This is a genomic window from Paenibacillus thalictri (genome assembly GCF_004307995.1).
Lineage (GTDB): Bacteria > Bacillota > Bacilli > Paenibacillales > NBRC-103111 > Paenibacillus_AF > Paenibacillus_AF thalictri.
In genome coordinates this window covers 408649-425894 of sequence record NZ_SIRE01000002.1, presented here as the reverse complement: position 1 = coordinate 425894, position 17246 = coordinate 408649, and the positions used below count along the sequence as shown (strand labels likewise).

Sequence of the window (17246 nt, the reverse complement as noted above, 5' to 3'; positions counted from 1 at the left end):
GGAAATTGCGCGGCTAGTAGCAGTTATCTGCTTCGCTCCTCGTATGGACCGCCGTGCAAGCCGTATCCCGCTTATGCAGCAAAAAAAGGTTGATGTTCGCGGGCGGCTGTGTATAATAGATCTATTATACACATTTTCGGACATGATGGAGGTCACTTATGAGCCCGGCAAAAGTCAAATTAGACGATATCGTTTTGGCCAGTCACCTGCTGAAAGATGTCGTGAACTATACTCCGCTGCAAAAAAACTTTATATTATCCGATCGTTACGGCTGCAACGTTTATTTGAAACGGGAAGACCTTCAGGTCGTCCGCTCCTTTAAAATCCGCGGTGCGTACAATCTGATCCGTAGTCTTCCGGAAGAATTGCTAGAGCGGGGCGTCGTCTGCGCAAGTGCAGGCAATCACGCCCAAGGCGTCGCTTATTCCTGCAAAACATTGGGCATTCAAGGGAAAATCTTTATGCCGACGACCACGCCAAGACAAAAAATTTCTCAGGTGAAGTTGTTTGGCGGCTCGTTTGTTGAGGTTATTTTAAGCGGCGATACGTTTGACGATTCGCTGAAGGAAGCGATCAGAATCAGCGAACAGCAAGGCATGCAGTTCATTCATCCGTTTGACGATCCGAAAATCATCGCCGGGCAAGGAACAGTGGGCATGGAGCTGCTCAATGCGCTGCCGGAGCAAGCCGATTTCGTATTTATGGGCATCGGCGGAGGCGGTCTGGCCGCAGGCGTCGGCACTTATGTGAAAAGTATCAGTCCGGCGACGCAAATCATCGGCGTAGAGTCAACGGGCGCGCCTTCGATGACAAAGGCGTTTGAGCTGGAGCAGGTCGTTACGCTCGACGAAATCGACAAGTTTGCCGACGGAACGGCCGTCAAACGCGCCGGGGAGCTGACTTTTGAGATTTGCCGCGAGGTTGTCGACGATATCCTGCTTGTTCCGGAAGGCAAGATATGCACGACGATCCTTGAGCTGTATAACGAAAACGCCATTGTGGCCGAGCCTTCCGGCGCGCTGCCGATTGCGGCGCTGGACTTCTACAGGGAGCAAATTGCCGGCAAAAACGTCGTCTGCATTATCAGCGGCGGCAACAACGATATCGATCGGATGCAGGAAATCAAGGAGCGCTCGCTCATTTACGAAGGGCTCAAACATTACTTTACGGTAGAGTTTCCGCAGCGTGCGGGCGCGCTTCGCGAATTTTTGGACGAGGTGCTGGGGCCAAACGACGATATTACCCGCTTTGAATATACGAAGAAAACAAGCAAGGAGAACGGACCCGCGCTTGTCGGCGTTGAGCTGAAAAACAAGGAAGATTACGGCCCGTTGATCGAGCGGATGATCCACAAAGGCATCCGTTATGTGGAAATTAACAAGGACCCGCATTTGTTTAATCTGTTGATCTAAGCTAAAGAAGGCTGAATCGCGCAGGCGGCAGCATGAAACTGCACCTCCATTGTGGATATAATCCAGCAATTGGAGGTGCAGTTTTTTTCTTGGCACATGCCGTCTCGCAGCGCTTTACGCTTCGGTTACTCAGTGTCCTCGCCTAGGCTCAATTGGATCCGAAGCGAACTGCGGCCTTGCAGTTCAAGAACGGTGTACAATCCGTTGCGATTGCCCCTTGCTGTACTGTCCAACAAAGGTTCACCGTCGAACTCCACTTTGTATACCCACCTGGGTATTTTGACGGTTGCTTGATGTGAAAATTCACAGCTCGAATCGGCATGATCCCGAATATCGGTTATATCCACCAGAGAGGTGTGCGTACCGTTTGAGGAAAATAAAGGCACCCTCATGAACAACGGACCTGCCTCTTCACGTTCGGCCATATATCGGACGCCGTTCTTATCGAGCACATAATGTTCGATAAGCGCTCCTTGGTGTAATGCTTCTCCCGTATAGCGGACCTTAAACTCCACACGGTCTTCTTCCTGTGAAATGCTGCTGAGCTTATGTTCCAATTCCTCCGACAACTCGGCTAAATACGTCACTTGCCCCTGTTGCGCAATCCAGCCGGGACCGATGGCAAGGCTTTGCGCAGGTACGCCATCCGGCAGAACATACTGCGGATCGCCCGGACACGGTCCCGATAATGCCAATTCTGTAGGAACGCCGGCTTTATGGATGCGTCCGAATCCGGTTGCGTCGTAATGCGGATCCGCCTTGGTATCGAGCTGCACGGAATATCCGCCGGCATTGGCTACGATTTTATGAAACGCCGGCGACGTTTCCCATACATAACCGCCTGTTTCCGCTGGACACGGCTGTTCCTCGATGGTGTCATCGGCGAAAAGAAATGCGATATAGATGAAGGAACCGAGGGTAGCCATATATTTATCGTAATAACCGTAGAATTCCGTCCCGAATTTGGAGCCGGGGGGAAAGCCGTTCTTAATATGCCGGGGCGGATCCAGCTCCAGCCAGCGGCGAACCGAGCGAGCTGCCAGCCGGGCGCTGCGCTTGAAAGCTCCGGCCGTGGCATGATCGCCGAGCCGTGCATACCGCACCGCTTCATATTCACAGTTGGCGGCGATCAGCGCCTCGTTAAACAAATACTGATTGCTGCGTCCGCCGTACGGCAGCTCGAATGCCGCCGATTGCAGCAGCAGCGTGCATAACCCGCCTTGCTGCAGTAGCCTGTCCAACGCGGGATAAAACTCGCCGCGATAGCCGAATCCAAGCAGCAGCTGGATCTGGCAGCGGGTGGCCAAGTCGTACAATATTGGACAATTCGGGTCCATGTACATGCCGTTTGCGTCAAAAAGACGAAGCTGAACCGGCCAGTGGCGGGAGAAATAACCGGTTGTTTCGGTAAGTCCGGCCCGCTCCCGCAGCCATTCCCCGGCCATGTTGTATATATTGATATTGTGCATCCGGCGCTCGTCCTCCGGCGCGCGAATGACGTAATAATAATTCCGCTCGGGATCGATCTTCTTCAGCTCGTCCAACCAGCTGCGGCTGCGCTCCTCCGGTACATGCTCCTTCATCGCCTCATAGGCAAGCATAACCTCCTTCACGGAAAAGTCGACCATCTGATCGCCCGAAGTTTGCGGAAATTGCCGGCAGCAGGCGTCCATCATACGCTCCCATAACGGCTGAAGTTCCTTGTACCGGCCGTTTGCGATCAAGACGCCAAGAATGCTTGTGATCCGCGAATAGGCTTGCAAGTCATCAAGCCTGCCGTGCTCCGTGCAAGGCAATCTTGCTTCAAGCTGCACCGGATCGTAAGCTCCGAACGCTTTTTCCATCATGTCCAAATACAGCAGCTTCGTTTCCCCGGTGGGGGTGAAGCCGGCAGGCTTACGCCGGCTCCGAATATATTCGAGTACATTGATCATGACATATCCGGCTCCTCTTCGGCTTGTTTGGATGATCTCACCTTCGTGTTCTTCTTACTTAGCCGACCTTTTTTGGTACGAATCGTTCATTTCCTTGGACATTTTCTGAAAATCGGCGTCGGTTTGCAGCTTCTTAACGAATTCATCCCATGCGCCGATCGGCTCTTTATTGAAAATAACCTTTGTTTTAATATCTTGTATTTTTTTGCTCAGCTCGGATCCGGCGGTCAAGGCCGTTTCCGAATACAACCCGACGGAAATGTTCGGTTTGCTGATTTTGGAGCGTTCGTCGATAATTTTTTTGTTGCGCTCCAGATAATCGTCGGCCATTCCGTTACGGATTGCGCGTTGGTATTTGTCGTTTTTATAAAACAGTTGTTTAAAAGCGCCTTGCGTCACCAATTCTTTGGTTCCCTTTTCCGTAAACACCTTATTGCCGTCTTTCTCCGTATAATGGACGTCTTTCAAACCGTAGCTGACCAAGTCCCATGCTTCATCCGAAGCGCCGTAATCGAGGAAGGCAAGGATCGTCTTTAATTTGGCTTCGGGAACTTTTTTATTAACAGCGTACATGCCGAAAAATCCGGAGTCCTTGTATGTAAATCCATTGATAGCGGTCAGCGGCAGCATATCGGCTTTCGGATCGGTTTTTCTCAGCTCGGCGGTCGGCTCCCAAGCCCCTTCCGGCGTATCGGTATACATGCCTGCTTTGCCCGCTTTGACCATGTCCCTCGATTGGCTGGGCTTCAGAATCGCAAAATCTTCAGGTATCAGCTTATCTTTATAAGCGTTGTTTAAATAAACAAGCGCATCCCTTGTTCCCTGCAGCACGTTGATATTCGTCAGCTTGCCGTCTACGACTTTCCAGTCCCCGTTGGTCTGGTTAAACACCGATTCAACCCAGCCGAGCGCGCCCATGCCGTTTGTTTCCACATTTGCCGCAAAACCGAATGTATCAGCTTTACCGTTGCCATCGGGATCGTTGTTCGTAAATGCCTTCCACGCCGTGTACATCTCATCCATCGTTTGCGGAACCGGGAGGCCCAGCTTGTCGAGCCAGTCTTTGCGAATATAAGGGAAACCGCCGCCGTCAACAGGACGGACACGGGGAATACCGTAGTTTTTGCCGTCTTCCATCTTCGTAAATTCCCAGGCTTCTTTCGGAAAATCATTCAGCTTCGGAAAATTTTTGTACATAGAGGTGACATCCCAGAAAGCTCCTTGAGCCGCCGCCCGGCGAATGACCGGCGCAAACGGGTCGCTGATCAGCATCAGGTCCGGCATATCACCGGAAGCGAGCGTCACGTTCATTTTCTCGTTGTAATTGTTCGGTGAAAGCCAGGATACTTTCAATTTGGTATTCGTTCGTTTCTCAATTTCCTTAATAATGCTGTTGTTTTCGTCCGGCGGTTCCGGCGAATAAAAAGTCGTCATGATACTAATTTCGGTCGGCGCGCTTGCTGCCGGAGCAGACTGGTTTTTGGCGCTTGGTTCAGTTGGTGTGACATTGCCGGCGCTGCCGATCCCGCTCCCGCCGCCGCAGGCGGACAGCATCAATGCGGTGGTGACAAGCACGGAGATTGCGGTTGTTTGGATTCGAATCATTTTCATAAGACCTCCCTTGGATATTAGTATAACGCATATATGCGGTCATTCCTTCACGGAGCCGACCATAGCTCCTTTGGCAAAATGCTTTTGCAGAAACGGATAAACCAAAAGGATAGGAACCGTCGCGATCACCACAGCCGCCATTTTGAGCGTTTCCGGAGGGATGCGCTGTTCGGCCGTCATTTCCGCCGCCGCATCGCCGCCCGCTGCAGTCGAAGAGTCGATCAGCATGTTCTGTAGCAGCACCTGGAGCGGCCATTTTGTATGGTCGTTGATGAAGAGGACGGCGTTAAAAAACGTATTCCAATAAGCGACTGCGTAAAATAACCCAAAAGCGGCCATAGCCGGCATAGACAGCGGCAATATGACGCGAAACCAGATGCCGAGGTCGCCGCAGCCGTCGATGGTCGCCGCTTCTTCCAGGCTGACCGGAATACTGTCAAAAAAACCTTTCATCAGCAGCACATACCAACCGCTTGTCAGTACGGGCAATATGAGCGACCAGATGTTGTTAATCAGTCCCAGTTCTTTAACTACCAAATAAGGCGGGATGATGCCGGGTTGAAACAACGTGGTCAACAGCACGCTCAACATGATCAACCGGCGGCCATACAACTGCCGCCTGGAAAGCATGTAAGCGAAAGCCGATGTGACAAGCAAGCTGAGCACGGTGCCGACGACGGCGAGAAAACAGCTGACGCCGATGGAACGAATGAAGGACTGCGTCGACATCAAATATTTGTAAGAGGCAAGCGTCCAGATTTTGGGCCATAAGATGATGCCGCCTTGAATGTATTCCGACGGATCGGTGAAAGAGACGACAAATACGTAATAAATAGGGAACAACGCGGCCAGACTGAAGCACACAAGCACGGTATAAATCAAACCGCCTGCCAAGCGGTCATTTATTGCTGATGTCATGCAGCACCACCTCCGTATCGGTTAGTAGACGCCGTCTTCGCCGAATTTTTTGGCAAGACGGTTGGATATAATGACAAGCGTGAACCCGACTACGGATTTAAACAAGCCGACGGCGGTGCTGAAGCTGAATTGGCCTTCACGGATACCAAGCCGGTACACGTAGGTGTCGAAGACGTCGGCCACCTCGGAAACGGCGCCATTCATCATCAGAAATACTTGTTCGAAGCCGACATCCATAATATGGCCGATGCGCAGGATAAGCAGGATGACGATCACGCTGCGGATCGCCGGCAACGTCACATGCCAAGCTTGCTTAAGCCTTCCGGCCCCGTCGATTTTGGCCGCTTCGTACAGCTGCGGATCGACCCCGGCAATGGCCGCCAAAAAGATGACCGTGCCCCAGCCGGCTTCCTTCCAGATCGACTGTACGGTGAGCAGTCCCCAGAACAGATCCGGGTTGGTTAAGAAATCAATTTTGCTCATCCCGGCGGCCACCAGCAGTTTGTTGACGATGCCTTCACCTTGAGAAAGCATCAAATAGCTGATCCCGGCGATAATGACCCACGACAAGAAGTGGGGCAAATAGATGACGGACTGAATGATTTTTTTGACCAGTGCCCGCCTGACCTCATTTAATAGCAGCGAAATAACAATCGGAAGCGGGAAAAAAAACAGCAGATTCAGCGCGTTAATTGCCATCGTATTGCGCAGCAGCTTCCAGAAATCCGGGTTACCGAACAGCCTTTCGAAATGCTTAAGTCCGACCCATGAGCTTCCTGCCATGCCTTGAAACGGCGAATAGTCTTGGAACGAGATCAGAATGCCCCACATCGGGACATATTTAAATACAATAAAATAAAGCAATCCCGGAAGCCCCAACACATACAGCGCTTTGTTGCGGCCAAGCCGTTTCAGGATAAGCCGGATCCCGGCGGCGCGCCCGGCAGGAGACGAGACGGGGGCGGTGTTCAGATTCATATCATGTTCACTCCTTTGTTTTGTAGTGGATTTCGATTCGTAAGTTCTCCCGCGTTCTCACTATAGATCGGGTGGTGAAAAGCACACAATAATACTTTTTTAAATGCCCGAAACGGTTGATCTAACAGGGAATAATACTTTTTTCAGCGAATAACACTTTTTTCGGAAACGCCCAAATCCCCCCGCAAAACGGGGTCTTAAGGTTTGGCAGCTCATTACGGGGAGCTCCGGTATGATCAAATTGGATAATGCGAAAAAAGCCCGCTGCGGCGGGCTTCTTAAGGATTGGTTCGAATGCTGGCTGCGCTTTGGAGAAAGCGCTCAAGCGGGAAATGGCGCCCTACCCCGATCACGGGGCAGGTACTCGCGAACGCTCGCGGAATTCACTGGCTGTGATGCCCTCTTGTTTTTTGAATATCCGGTTAAAATAGGTCGGCTGGTAACCGACCGCAAGCGAAATGTCATTGATTTTCATATCGGTGCCAATCAGCAATTGCTTCACTTTATCCATTCGTACCTGCGTCAAATAATCAATGAAGTTGACGCCCATGATTTGCTTAAAAGCCGAGCTGAGCTTGACCGTGCTTGTACCAAACAGATCGGCGCAATATTCGAGCGATATCTCGTTCATGTATTGCTGATGAATCGTTTCGGCGACTTGCGCGACCAGCCGTTTCATATAAAAATCTTGTGCTTCGGTCAGGGCCGAAATATAAGGCGCTACAATTTTGTTTTGGAACCATGGGAGGATGTCGCCGGGTTCCTTAAGCCGGGCAAACAATTCGTACACGTTCATGCCGTCGTACAGCTTGTGCGGGTGGAACCCTGTCTGCATCACCAGGTGAAGCATAGCTCCAAGCAGCTGCTGCATGCCTTGCTGAACGGGACCTTCCTTGGCCGTGTGCCGCTGCAGCTCGCCGTAAAACGTTTCGATCAGCGCCATGGCTTCCTCCATTCTGCCGACACGAATCGTTTGGATGATCGTCTTTTCCAGCTCAAACGGATAAAAGACCGGCTCTTCGCCGATCGGCAGAAGTTCCCAAGCGGCGAGAATTTCGTTGTCATGATCAACTCTGCGGTAGGAGAGCGCTTGTTTGGCCTGTTCGAAAGCGGTTGCGACTTCACTGGCGGCCGGCGCGAATTTGGCGATGCTGACCGTAATTTGCAGCTTCAAGGTTTGGTGCAGCGCCCCAAGCATATCTTGAGCCAACTGATAAGTGTCGCGATGGTGCTGCAGCTCGCCGGCAGGTGAGAGCGGAATCAGTACACCGACCGAGAGGTCGCGAAAATTAATGACACCGAAATGCTCGTATTTTTGGCCAACGACTTCTTCGGCAATGTTGGCCGCTGCAAAGGTAATCAGTGGTTCGTCTCCAGGCAAAAAGCGGTCCTGCAGCAGCGGGGACAAGCCGCGAAGCTGAATAAGCAGCAACTGGTAACCGCAGCCTTCAGGGCGCCAGCCGAACGATTTCATCTGCTCGAACGTTTCCTCCTCGGACAATGACTGCAGATGGCCTTGCACGAACTGCAGCAGGAAACCTTCTTTGAGCATCGGTTTGGCGCGGTCCAGACGATGTTGCAGCTCTTCGCTTTCGCGGGTAATATGCCGCCAACGGCGTTCTACTAGTTCCAGCTCATCGCCAGACCCGATAGAATCCGGCGTATTTGCGCCCGCAAGCTGCACCATTCGCTGGATCGGGCGGTACAGCTTGTTGGAGGCGAACCAGGAAAGCAGCAGCGCCAGCAGCAGACTAAAGGCGGATATGCCGATCATCAGCCGGGAAATCAGCAGCACGGGAGCCGTCAGGTTGGATAACGTGGTTGCCGAAACAAAGGTCCAAGGTTGTCCCAACCGGTGGATTGTACCGTAGGAAATGGAATAGGTGCGGCCGTCCCAGGTCCAGTCGAACGAGCCGTCAGGTTGGTTGTGCAGCTGCATTTCTTTCCACAGCGCATTTTGCAGGGAGGCGTTACCGGCGGCAGGGTCCGCGCTACCGATCATTTGTTTGTTTTCATCCAGCAGGAAGGAGGTGCCGAAGTCATCTGTCGTCAGCTCGCCGATGAATACGTTCACGCGTTCCGGGCTCAAATAAACGAGCAGTGCTCCGTAAGGTTTGATCGCTTGTGCGGCCAAATTGTGAACGAGCATAACCTTGCTTTTTCCCTGGTTCAGCGAAAGCTCCGATTCAGGGCGCAGCCAGAACATATCGCGGGTTTGGCCGATGAGCGAACGGAAATCCCTTTTCTCCTGTTCGCTCATATTGCGGCGCGCCAGTTCGTCGGTAATCAGCGCTTGCGGCCCGTCGAGGTACAAGTAAATTTTATCGATCAGCGGATTCGACACTTTCATGGACATGATCGATTTGTACATATCTTGAATTTCTGCGTATTGGTTTACGAAATCCAAATTTTTCAGCTTCACGTCAAAGCTAGGATTCAGCGTCCATTGCGTTAAATTCATCTCCAGCTGAGAGAACGTTTCGCTGAGCCGTTCCATGCCTTTGCCGAGCTGCAGCTGGTGCGTGCGGTGAACCTCGCGTTCGATATAGCTGCTGCCGATATAATAGGAGCCGACCCCGATCAGCGCAGTGGGAATACAAGTAATTGTCAGCACAAATATAAGGCTTTTGCGATACAAGCTTCCTTTTTCTTTAAATGAATGGATAAATCGGCTCCAAGCGGGGATACGGAACAATCGGCTCACATCCTGAATTGAGAGTTGTACCCGTATCATAACAGATTCGCGAATCGTGCAACATACTTGCAGAGGAAGAGTTTGGCTCACGGAATAACATATGGATCAGCGGCAGTAGCGTTCAACGACAAGTTTCTCCAAAAAAGGATTGCGTTCGTCATAAAATGATATATAATAATCTTAAGAAAAATAGAACGCCGTTCTTATTTGCGGTACGAAAGGTTAAGTAGATGGAGAAGAATGTGAAGAAAACGGCTATTTTAGAAACCGGAGACCGAATTTTAAGAATGCTGGAATGTTTTACCGCGGAAAAGCCGGAATGGGGAGTTACCGAGCTTGGAGAATATTTGGGCTTGTATAAAAGCGTCGTGCACCGGATGCTGGTCACGCTGGAGCATCGCGGGTTTGTGATCCAGAACCCGTTGACCCAGAAGTATACGCTGGGCATCAAGCTTTTTGAGCTGGGAACGGTTGTGGCGAACCGGATGAGCTTACGGACGGTGGCGAAGCCGATTATGGAGAAGTTATGCGAGAGCACCGGAGAAACGGTCATGCTGATGATTGCCGACGGGCTGGAAGGCATCTGTATCGAGAAGGTCGAAAGCTCGCAAAGCGTGAGGTATACATCTCCGCTGGGCAAAAGAGTGTCTTTGCATGCAGGAGCCACTACCAAAATATTAATGGCCAATATGCCGCCGGACAAGATTAATCAAATCATCTCGAGCGGATTGCAAAAGTTTACCGAATATACGGTCGTTGATCCATCCGAGCTGCTGGATCATCTGCAAACGATCAGAGAACAGGGATACTGCATCTCCTCCAACGATTTTTCTTTGGGTGGCATGGGCATTGCTGTACCGATTCGGGATCATACGGGTGAGGTGATCGCCGGGTTGTCCATTTCGGGTCTTGAATTCAGGATGAGTAAAATTACGGATGAATTGCTGCAGCAATGTCAAAATGCTGCCAACCTTATTTCTCAGAGACTTGGCGCGGTATAAATTTTTTTTGATAAATATAGAGAACGATGTCCTTGAAATAAGAACAATTAAAGGAGGAATTGATATGCGCAAAGTGATTTTGGACGTAGATACGGGGATCGACGATGCTTTAGCCATCGCATACGCCTCAGCTTCGCCCGAGATCGAATTGCTTGGCGTCACGACGACCTACGGCATGGCTCCCGTAGATTGCTCGGTACGCAACACGCTTCTTGTGCTGGAGCATCTGAAATGCGACGTTCCGGTGTTTCGGGGCGCCGAGACACCGCTTGTCCGCAGCCGCGAGTACAGCGGAGCCTTCCATGGAGAAGACGGGCTCGGCAACACGGCTGGCCGCGAGCCCAAGCGGGCGGCGGCGGATATGCACGCCGTCGATTTTATCATCGCACAGGCGCGCGAGCATGGCCGCGAGCTGACGCTTGTGACAACGGCGCCTTTGACGAATTTGGCGCTGGCGATCCGCAAGGCGCCGGATATCGTCCAGCGCATCGGCAGTGTCGTTACGATGGGCGGGGCGGTTGCGACGCTCGGGAATGCGACGAAATTTGCGGAAGCCAACATCATCATTGATCCGCATGCGGCGGACCTCGTGTTTTCCTCCGAGCTGCCGATTACGCTGGTAGGCCTTGATGTGACGAGGAAAACGCTGCTCCGGCAGGAAGAAGTGGAGCGCTGGAGAGTTAAAAATACCCCGTGCAGCTTGTTTTTTGCGGAATTCACCGAATTTTACATACAAGCCTACCGGAAATACCATCCTTATCTTAAGGGCTGCGCGCTGCATGATCCGCTGGCTGTTGGCGTGGCGGTCCATCCCGAGCTGGTACAGACGATTCCGATGCATATCATGGTTGATCTGGAGGCGGATGCGCTTGGCCGCACGACCGAGGATTTGCATAGGGAGTCCCCGGATAAGCCAACTACCCAGGTGTGTCTGACCGTCGACGCCGAACGGTTCGTCAGCCGTTTTCTCAGCCGGGTCGATCAAGCTTTTAGCAGATGATGAAGGAGGACTACACCTATGAGCAAACCTAGCAAGGCCATTCCCCGGCCGGGATTGCTGACCCGCTTCGACCGGATGCCGGATTCGGCTACGGCCAGCGTTTATTTGACGCCGACTTATATTTTGCTCGCCCTGACGATTTTGTTTCCAATGGCTTACGCCTTGTTTCTTTCGTTTACGAAGATGGAGTTTGTTTCCGGGCATGCGCATTTTACTTTCGTGGGAGCGGACAACTACATCAAGCTGCTTCAAGATGACAGAATTCCCAATGTGCTGCTGCAAACGTTTTTATTTACCGTGCTCAAGGTGGCCGGGACGCTTTTTATCGCCTTTGGCATTGCGCTGACGATTTTTCACGGCATTTGGGGCGGCGAGTTTTTTAAACGCATCTTTCTTATCCCTTGGGCCTTGTCCAATGTTGTGAACGGGCTGATGTGGAAATGGATGTATAACGGAAACAACGGAATTATTAACGAGCTGATGCAGAAGCTGGGACTCATTAACGAATATAAATCCTGGCTCGCCGAAGGTTCGACGGCGCTTGGCGCCGTCATTATCGCCGATATATGGAAAAGCGTTCCGTTCGCTGCGCTCATTTTGCTGGCGGGGCTGCAGACCATTTCCAAGGAACTTTACGATGCCGGGCAAGTGGACGGCGCCGGAACGATTCAGCGGTTTTTCCATATTACGCTGCCTTCGCTGCGTCCGGTGCTGATGGTGCTGTTTGTTATGGAAACGATGTGGGCGCTGCGCGCGTTCGACATCATTTGGGTGCTGACGCAGGGCGGCCCGTTGGATACAACGATGGTCATCAACGTCTACGCGTACGTGCAAGCATTCCGCAACTTCGATATGGGCTACGGCTCGGCGCTGGCGTTTTTCATTACGCTTTGTACACTGCTTTTTACCGCAGTTTACTTAAAAACAATAGGCAAAAACGATTAAAAACAGGGGGAGTCAAACATGGAAAACAAGCAATTCAAATGGTTGAAGCTGGGGGTTGCAGGCGTTTTGTCCGCCTCTATGCTGGCCGGATGCGGAGCGACGGCCGATCAAGCGGGGAGCAGCGGCGGCGCAGGGAAGGAAAACAAGGAAATTACCGTGCTGTATTTGGACGAGCCGTTCTGGAAGCAGCAAAATGAGGAATTTACGAAAGCGACCGGCATTAAGGTGAAATATGAAACGGTTCCTTTCATGCAGCTTCACGACAAGGTGCTTGTTTCTTTCACGGCGGGCAACAGCGAATATGACGTGATTCACGTCCGCGACGACTGGGCGACCGAATACGCCGCTAAGGGCTTTCTGGAGCCGCTGGATTCGTATGTGACCGACGATATGAAAAAACGGCTCAATCCACAGACGATGGAAGCGATGTCGTACAAGGGCAAGCAATACGCGATTCCGCGTTACGTATGGCTGTGGCAGTTCTACTACAACAAAAACTTGGTGCAGAACCCGCCGAAAACGTGGGATGAGCTGATTGCCTCCGCCAAAAACATCAAAGCGGATAAAGTGTCCCCTTATGCGGAATCGTGGGGCGGCGTCTTGTCTTACTCCAGCTTTATCGTTCATTTACGGGCAAACGGCGGCGAATTCTGGGATTACAAAAACGACCGCCCGAGCTTCAACAGCCCGGAAGGCTTGGCTGCGCTGCAGACGATGGTTGATATGAACCTCAAGCACAACATTATGAGCCCGCAATCCAAGGAGTTTACGAGCTCCGGCGCGATGGTCGAAGTGCTGACGCAAGGCGCGATTGCGATGAACATGAATACGCCGCAAACGCTTGCGATGTCCAACGATAAAGAAAAATCGAAGGTTGTCGGCCAAATGGGCGTAGCGCTAATTCCGGGCGGCAAGCTGAAAACCGCTTCGTACGGCGAAACCGGCGGTCTTGCCATTCCGGCTTCTTCGAAGAAAAAGGACTGGGCTATGGAATATATCAAGTTTGTCACAAGCGCCGACCAGCAGAAGAAAATGTCGCTGGCCAACGGAAAAATCCCAAGCGACGACGCCGTGGTGAAGGATGCGGAGCTGCAGACAAAATATCCGAACTACGCGCTGCTGCCGGAACAAATGCAATATCCGTTTGGCCTGTTCCGCCACGAGCAAGCGACGAAAATTACCGATGAGTTGTCCCGCAGCCTGTTGGCCGCTCTTCTTGGCAAAGTAACGCCGGAGCAAGCGCTCAGCGAAGCGGAGCAAAAAATATTGGCCATGACCGGCAAAGGCAAATAACCTCTTATAAGGCTTTAACCAAGGTCAAAGCGGCTTAAGATCAGGAAGGAACGGAATTTCCGGGGAGGAGGTCCTGGGGATTCCGTCTTTCTGAAAAAGCCGGCCACAATTCTCAAACGAGAGGATGTTTTGGAGTGTGAAGTACGCGAAAAAAACGGTTCAGGTGACGATCTCGATATTGCTCATGATCTTTATCTTGTTTCCCGTCTTATGGCTGCTCTTGTCCAGCTTTAAGCTGCCGCTGGATTTATTTAGCAATCCTCCGAAAGTATGGCCAAGCGAATGGACCGTCAAATATTATATCCAGCTGCTGAAAGAAAAATCATTCACATCCGCCATGCTGAACAGCTTTATTGTGTCGGGTTTTACGACGCTTATTTCCTTATCGATCGGCTCGCTGGGGGCCTACGCATTCGCGCGATTTCAGTTTCCGCGCAAAAACGCGTTTTTTCTGACCGTGCTGGCCTCGCAAATGCTGCCGCATATGGCGCTGCTCATCCCGCTGTTTATGATCATGCGTGTGACGGGGCTGCTGTATACGCATCAGGGTTTGATTTTGACCTATATCAGCTTCTCGTTGCCCTACGTGGTCTGGATGTTCCGGGCTTTCATCATCTCCATTCCTTACGAGATTGAAGAAGCGGCTAAGCTGGACGGCTGCACCCGCTTGCAGATCATTCGCAAAATCGTGCTGCCCCTCTCGATGGGAGGGCTTGTGACGACAGGAATCTTTGTATTTATGGGCGCATGGAACGAGTTTTTGTTTGCCAGCGCGATGACGAATATGAATGTGAAAACATTGTCCGTCCGAATGGCGGAATTTATCGGGGAAGACCGGGTCGCCTACGAAATCATGTTCCCGGCCGGGATTGTCGGAAGTCTCCCGGTGTTGTTTCTGGTGTTGTTTTTCCAGAAATTTATTGTTAGAGGGCTGACCGAAGGCGGCGTAAAATGATGCGAATCAGGCATAGAAAAAGGTGATGACATGAAATGCGATTTGTTGATCAAAGACTGCAGCGTGATGACGCCGGAGTTTACTATCGAAGATAACCGCGCTATAGCCATTGACGGCTCGCGTATTGTGGAGATCGGACCAAGCGCGGAAATGGCGGCCAAATACAAACCCGACGAGACGTTATCGGGCAAGGGAAAGTTGTGTATGCCCGGGCTGGTCGACGCTCATACGCATACTTGCCAGCAGCTGCTTAAGGGACGGACAATGGACGAGCTTCCGATGATCTGGTCGCGTATTCTTGTTCCGTTCGAAGGCAATATGAATGAAGCTGACGTCCGGATCAGCGCCGAAATGAGCTGCCTGGAGATGATCAAGTCGGGAACAACCGCTTTCGCCGATGCCGGAGGCGTTCATATGCATCAGGTTGCGGAAGCGGCGGTACAGTCGGGAATGAGAGCGGCGATTACCCGCTCTTCCATCGATATCGGCGACTTTTTGCCGGACTCCATGAAGCAGCCGCTGGAGCAAATCATCGACAACAACGAATGGCTGTACCGCACGTACAACGGAGCCGGAGACGACAGGGTCCATATCTGGTTTGGCATCCGGCAAGTGATGTCCTGTTCGCCGGAGCTGATACAAGCGGCAGCGGAGAAGGCCCGGCAGTACAATACCGGGCTGCATATGCATCTGGCCGAGCATCGCGACGAAGTCCGCTACTGTCTGGAGCGTTACAGGAAACGCCCGGTGGAATATTTGGACTCGCTTGGCGCGTTAGGACCGAATTTGCTGACGGCGCATAACGTCGTCTATTCGGAGCATGAGCTTGAAATATTGAAAGCCCGCGGCGTCAAGATCGTGCATTGCCCGCGCGCCAACTTTAACTCCCACGGTTTTCCGAAAACGCCGCGTATGGTCGAGATGGGTATATCGATCGGCATGGGCAGCGACGGAGCGTCCGGCTCCAACTTGAGCTTGTTTGACGAAATGCGGGTATTCCGCTCCGGACTTCATGCTTATTGGGGGCTCCCGGTGTTTGATCCGCTTGTGATGCCGGTCAATGAGCTGCTGAAGATGGTAACAATCGGCGGCGCACGCGCCATGCAGCTTGCGCATGAGATTGGCACCGTCGAGACCGGCAAGAAAGCCGATCTGATTCTGATCGATATCGATCAGCCTCATATTACGCCGACGCGTATTCTGGTTAACACGATTGTGGAATCGGTCACGAGCCGCGACGTGGAGGATGTCGTCATTAACGGCAAAATCGTGATGAAAAACCGTGAAGTGTTGACGCTTGACGAAGAGCGCATTATGTATGAAAGCCAAACCACGATGGATGCTATAGCCCGCAAAGCGGGAATTTAAAGCATAGAGCCTTCTGAAACAAGAAACGGCTCCCGATGTCCGGAAAAAATCCGGCGTTTCGGGGGCCGTTTTTTTGCAGTTTGCGTGGTAAGGAGCGTCTCCAATCGGGCGTGGCCATTATCATAGTAAAGCTGGTGGAGAAGTTATGCGGATTAAAAAAAGTCATGCCGCCGGCAGCCGTTGACGGAATATATGAACTTAAGGTTACACGTATGCCGCAAGCTCGTGCTCCAGACTGGAAGTGATCGGGCAAAGCGGCAGCCGCACCGCGCTTGATGCGATCAAGCCTTGCCGGGAAAGCAGCCACTTTACCGGGCACGGGTTCGGCTCGCGGAACAGCAGACGGATCAACGGCAGCAGTGTATCAAAAGCTCTTTTGGCATCGAGAAACCGGCCGCTCTGAGCAAGACGGTATACCTCGGCGAAATCATTGGTCCTGACATTGGCCGAAGCCAGCATGCCGCCCGAAGCCCCGGAAGCAAGCGACGTATAGAAGTAGGCATCTTCTCCGCAAAGCACAGGTTTGCTGTCAAAACGCGTCAGCTCGGACACCAGTTCGGTGCCGCCGGAGCTGTCCTTCAGGCCGATCACGCCGTCGATCTCCAATATCTCCCTCATGGTGTCCACGGTCACCTTCACCCCTGTACGGTATGGAATTTCATAAGCAATCACCGGGATTCCAACCCGGGCCGCTTGGCGGAAATGCTCGATAATACCTGCTTGGGAAGGGCGGCTGTAATAAGGAACGACGACCAGTGCGGCGTCGGCGCCAAGCAGCCCGGCTTGCTCCGTTCTTCTTACCGTCGCTGCGGTATCGTTGGTCCCTGTGCCCATGATGACGGGGATATGTTGACCTTTTGCCAGCTCTTTAGTCGCTTGCAAAAGCGCTGCCGCTTCTTCCCAGGTCACGGTCGGCGACTCCCCTGTCGTCCCGTTGACGACAAGCCCTTGAATGCGCTGCTTTACCAAGTGTCCGGCGTATGTGCGATAGGAATCGAGATCCAACTCGCCGCTTGGCGTAAAAGGTGTTATCACCGGTATAAAAATGCCACGCAAATCTTGTTCATTCAGCATGTAACATCGCTCCTCACGTTTAAATTGATTTTGCCGTATCCATTAAACCGGGGCACTGCGGG

The 17246-nt window shown here is 52.1% G+C and carries 13 protein-coding genes; 7 read left to right on the top strand and 6 right to left on the bottom strand.

Annotation, left to right across the window (positions count from 1 at the left end):
* Nucleotides 1-158 precede the first annotated feature (158 nt).
* On the top strand, nucleotides 159-1412 hold the full coding sequence (gene ilvA, locus EYB31_RS02105; RefSeq protein ID WP_131011593.1) for a threonine ammonia-lyase IlvA: 1254 nt from the start codon (nucleotides 159-161) through the stop codon (nucleotides 1410-1412).
* Between the two features lie 125 nt (nucleotides 1413-1537).
* On the opposite strand, the gene EYB31_RS02100 is transcribed toward ilvA, so the two are convergent.
* The 5 genes from EYB31_RS02100 to EYB31_RS02080 all read right to left on the bottom strand — a co-directional run bounded on the left by EYB31_RS02100 (nucleotide 1538) and on the right by EYB31_RS02080 (nucleotide 9467).
* Nucleotides 1538-3346, bottom strand: coding sequence for a hypothetical protein (locus tag EYB31_RS02100; protein ID WP_131011592.1), 1809 nt, complete (start codon nucleotides 3344-3346; stop codon nucleotides 1538-1540).
* Nucleotides 3347-3400: 54 nt separating this feature from the next.
* On the bottom strand, nucleotides 3401-4957 hold the full coding sequence (locus tag EYB31_RS02095; protein ID WP_240762001.1) for an extracellular solute-binding protein: 1557 nt from the start codon (nucleotides 4955-4957) through the stop codon (nucleotides 3401-3403).
* A 39-nt stretch (nucleotides 4958-4996) separates the two neighbouring features.
* Nucleotides 4997-5875 (bottom strand): carbohydrate ABC transporter permease, encoded by an 879-nt coding sequence (locus EYB31_RS02090; protein WP_131011591.1) that lies wholly within the window; start codon nucleotides 5873-5875, stop codon nucleotides 4997-4999.
* A gap of 21 nt (nucleotides 5876-5896) precedes the next feature.
* A complete protein-coding gene (locus EYB31_RS02085) occupies nucleotides 5897-6853 on the bottom strand; it encodes an ABC transporter permease (RefSeq protein WP_131011590.1) in 957 nt (318 codons plus the stop codon).
* A 349-nt stretch (nucleotides 6854-7202) separates the two neighbouring features.
* Nucleotides 7203-9467, bottom strand: a complete 2265-nt coding sequence (locus EYB31_RS02080; protein ID WP_165452155.1) for a helix-turn-helix domain-containing protein — start codon at nucleotides 9465-9467, stop codon at nucleotides 7203-7205.
* 311 nt (nucleotides 9468-9778) lie between these two features.
* On the opposite strand from EYB31_RS02080, the gene EYB31_RS02075 reads away from it, so the two are divergent.
* The 6 genes from EYB31_RS02075 to EYB31_RS02050 all read left to right on the top strand — a co-directional run bounded on the left by EYB31_RS02075 (nucleotide 9779) and on the right by EYB31_RS02050 (nucleotide 16110).
* Nucleotides 9779-10549, top strand: a complete 771-nt coding sequence (locus tag EYB31_RS02075; RefSeq protein WP_131011588.1) for an IclR family transcriptional regulator — start codon at nucleotides 9779-9781, stop codon at nucleotides 10547-10549.
* Between the two features lie 64 nt (nucleotides 10550-10613).
* Nucleotides 10614-11549 (top strand): nucleoside hydrolase, encoded by a 936-nt coding sequence (locus EYB31_RS02070; protein ID WP_131011587.1) that lies wholly within the window; start codon nucleotides 10614-10616, stop codon nucleotides 11547-11549.
* 18 nt (nucleotides 11550-11567) lie between these two features.
* Nucleotides 11568-12494: a carbohydrate ABC transporter permease gene (locus EYB31_RS02065; RefSeq protein ID WP_131011586.1), complete on the top strand. Its 927-nt coding sequence runs from the start codon at nucleotides 11568-11570 to the stop codon at nucleotides 12492-12494.
* Nucleotides 12495-12512: 18 nt separating this feature from the next.
* Entirely contained in the window at nucleotides 12513-13787 is a 1275-nt protein-coding gene (locus EYB31_RS02060; RefSeq protein WP_131011585.1) for an ABC transporter substrate-binding protein, read from the top strand.
* 136 nt (nucleotides 13788-13923) lie between these two features.
* Nucleotides 13924-14742 carry a carbohydrate ABC transporter permease gene (locus tag EYB31_RS02055; RefSeq protein ID WP_165452153.1) on the top strand — a complete coding sequence of 273 codons (819 nt, stop codon included), beginning with the start codon at nucleotides 13924-13926 and terminating at the stop codon, nucleotides 14740-14742.
* Nucleotides 14743-14772: 30 nt separating this feature from the next.
* A complete protein-coding gene (locus EYB31_RS02050; protein WP_131011583.1) occupies nucleotides 14773-16110 on the top strand; it encodes an amidohydrolase family protein in 1338 nt (445 codons plus the stop codon).
* Nucleotides 16111-16314: 204 nt separating this feature from the next.
* Here the strand turns inward: EYB31_RS02050 and dapA are convergent, their stop codons facing one another.
* Entirely contained in the window at nucleotides 16315-17184 is an 870-nt protein-coding gene (gene dapA / locus EYB31_RS02045) for a 4-hydroxy-tetrahydrodipicolinate synthase (protein WP_131011582.1), read from the bottom strand.
* Between the last annotated feature and the right edge of the window lie 62 nt (nucleotides 17185-17246).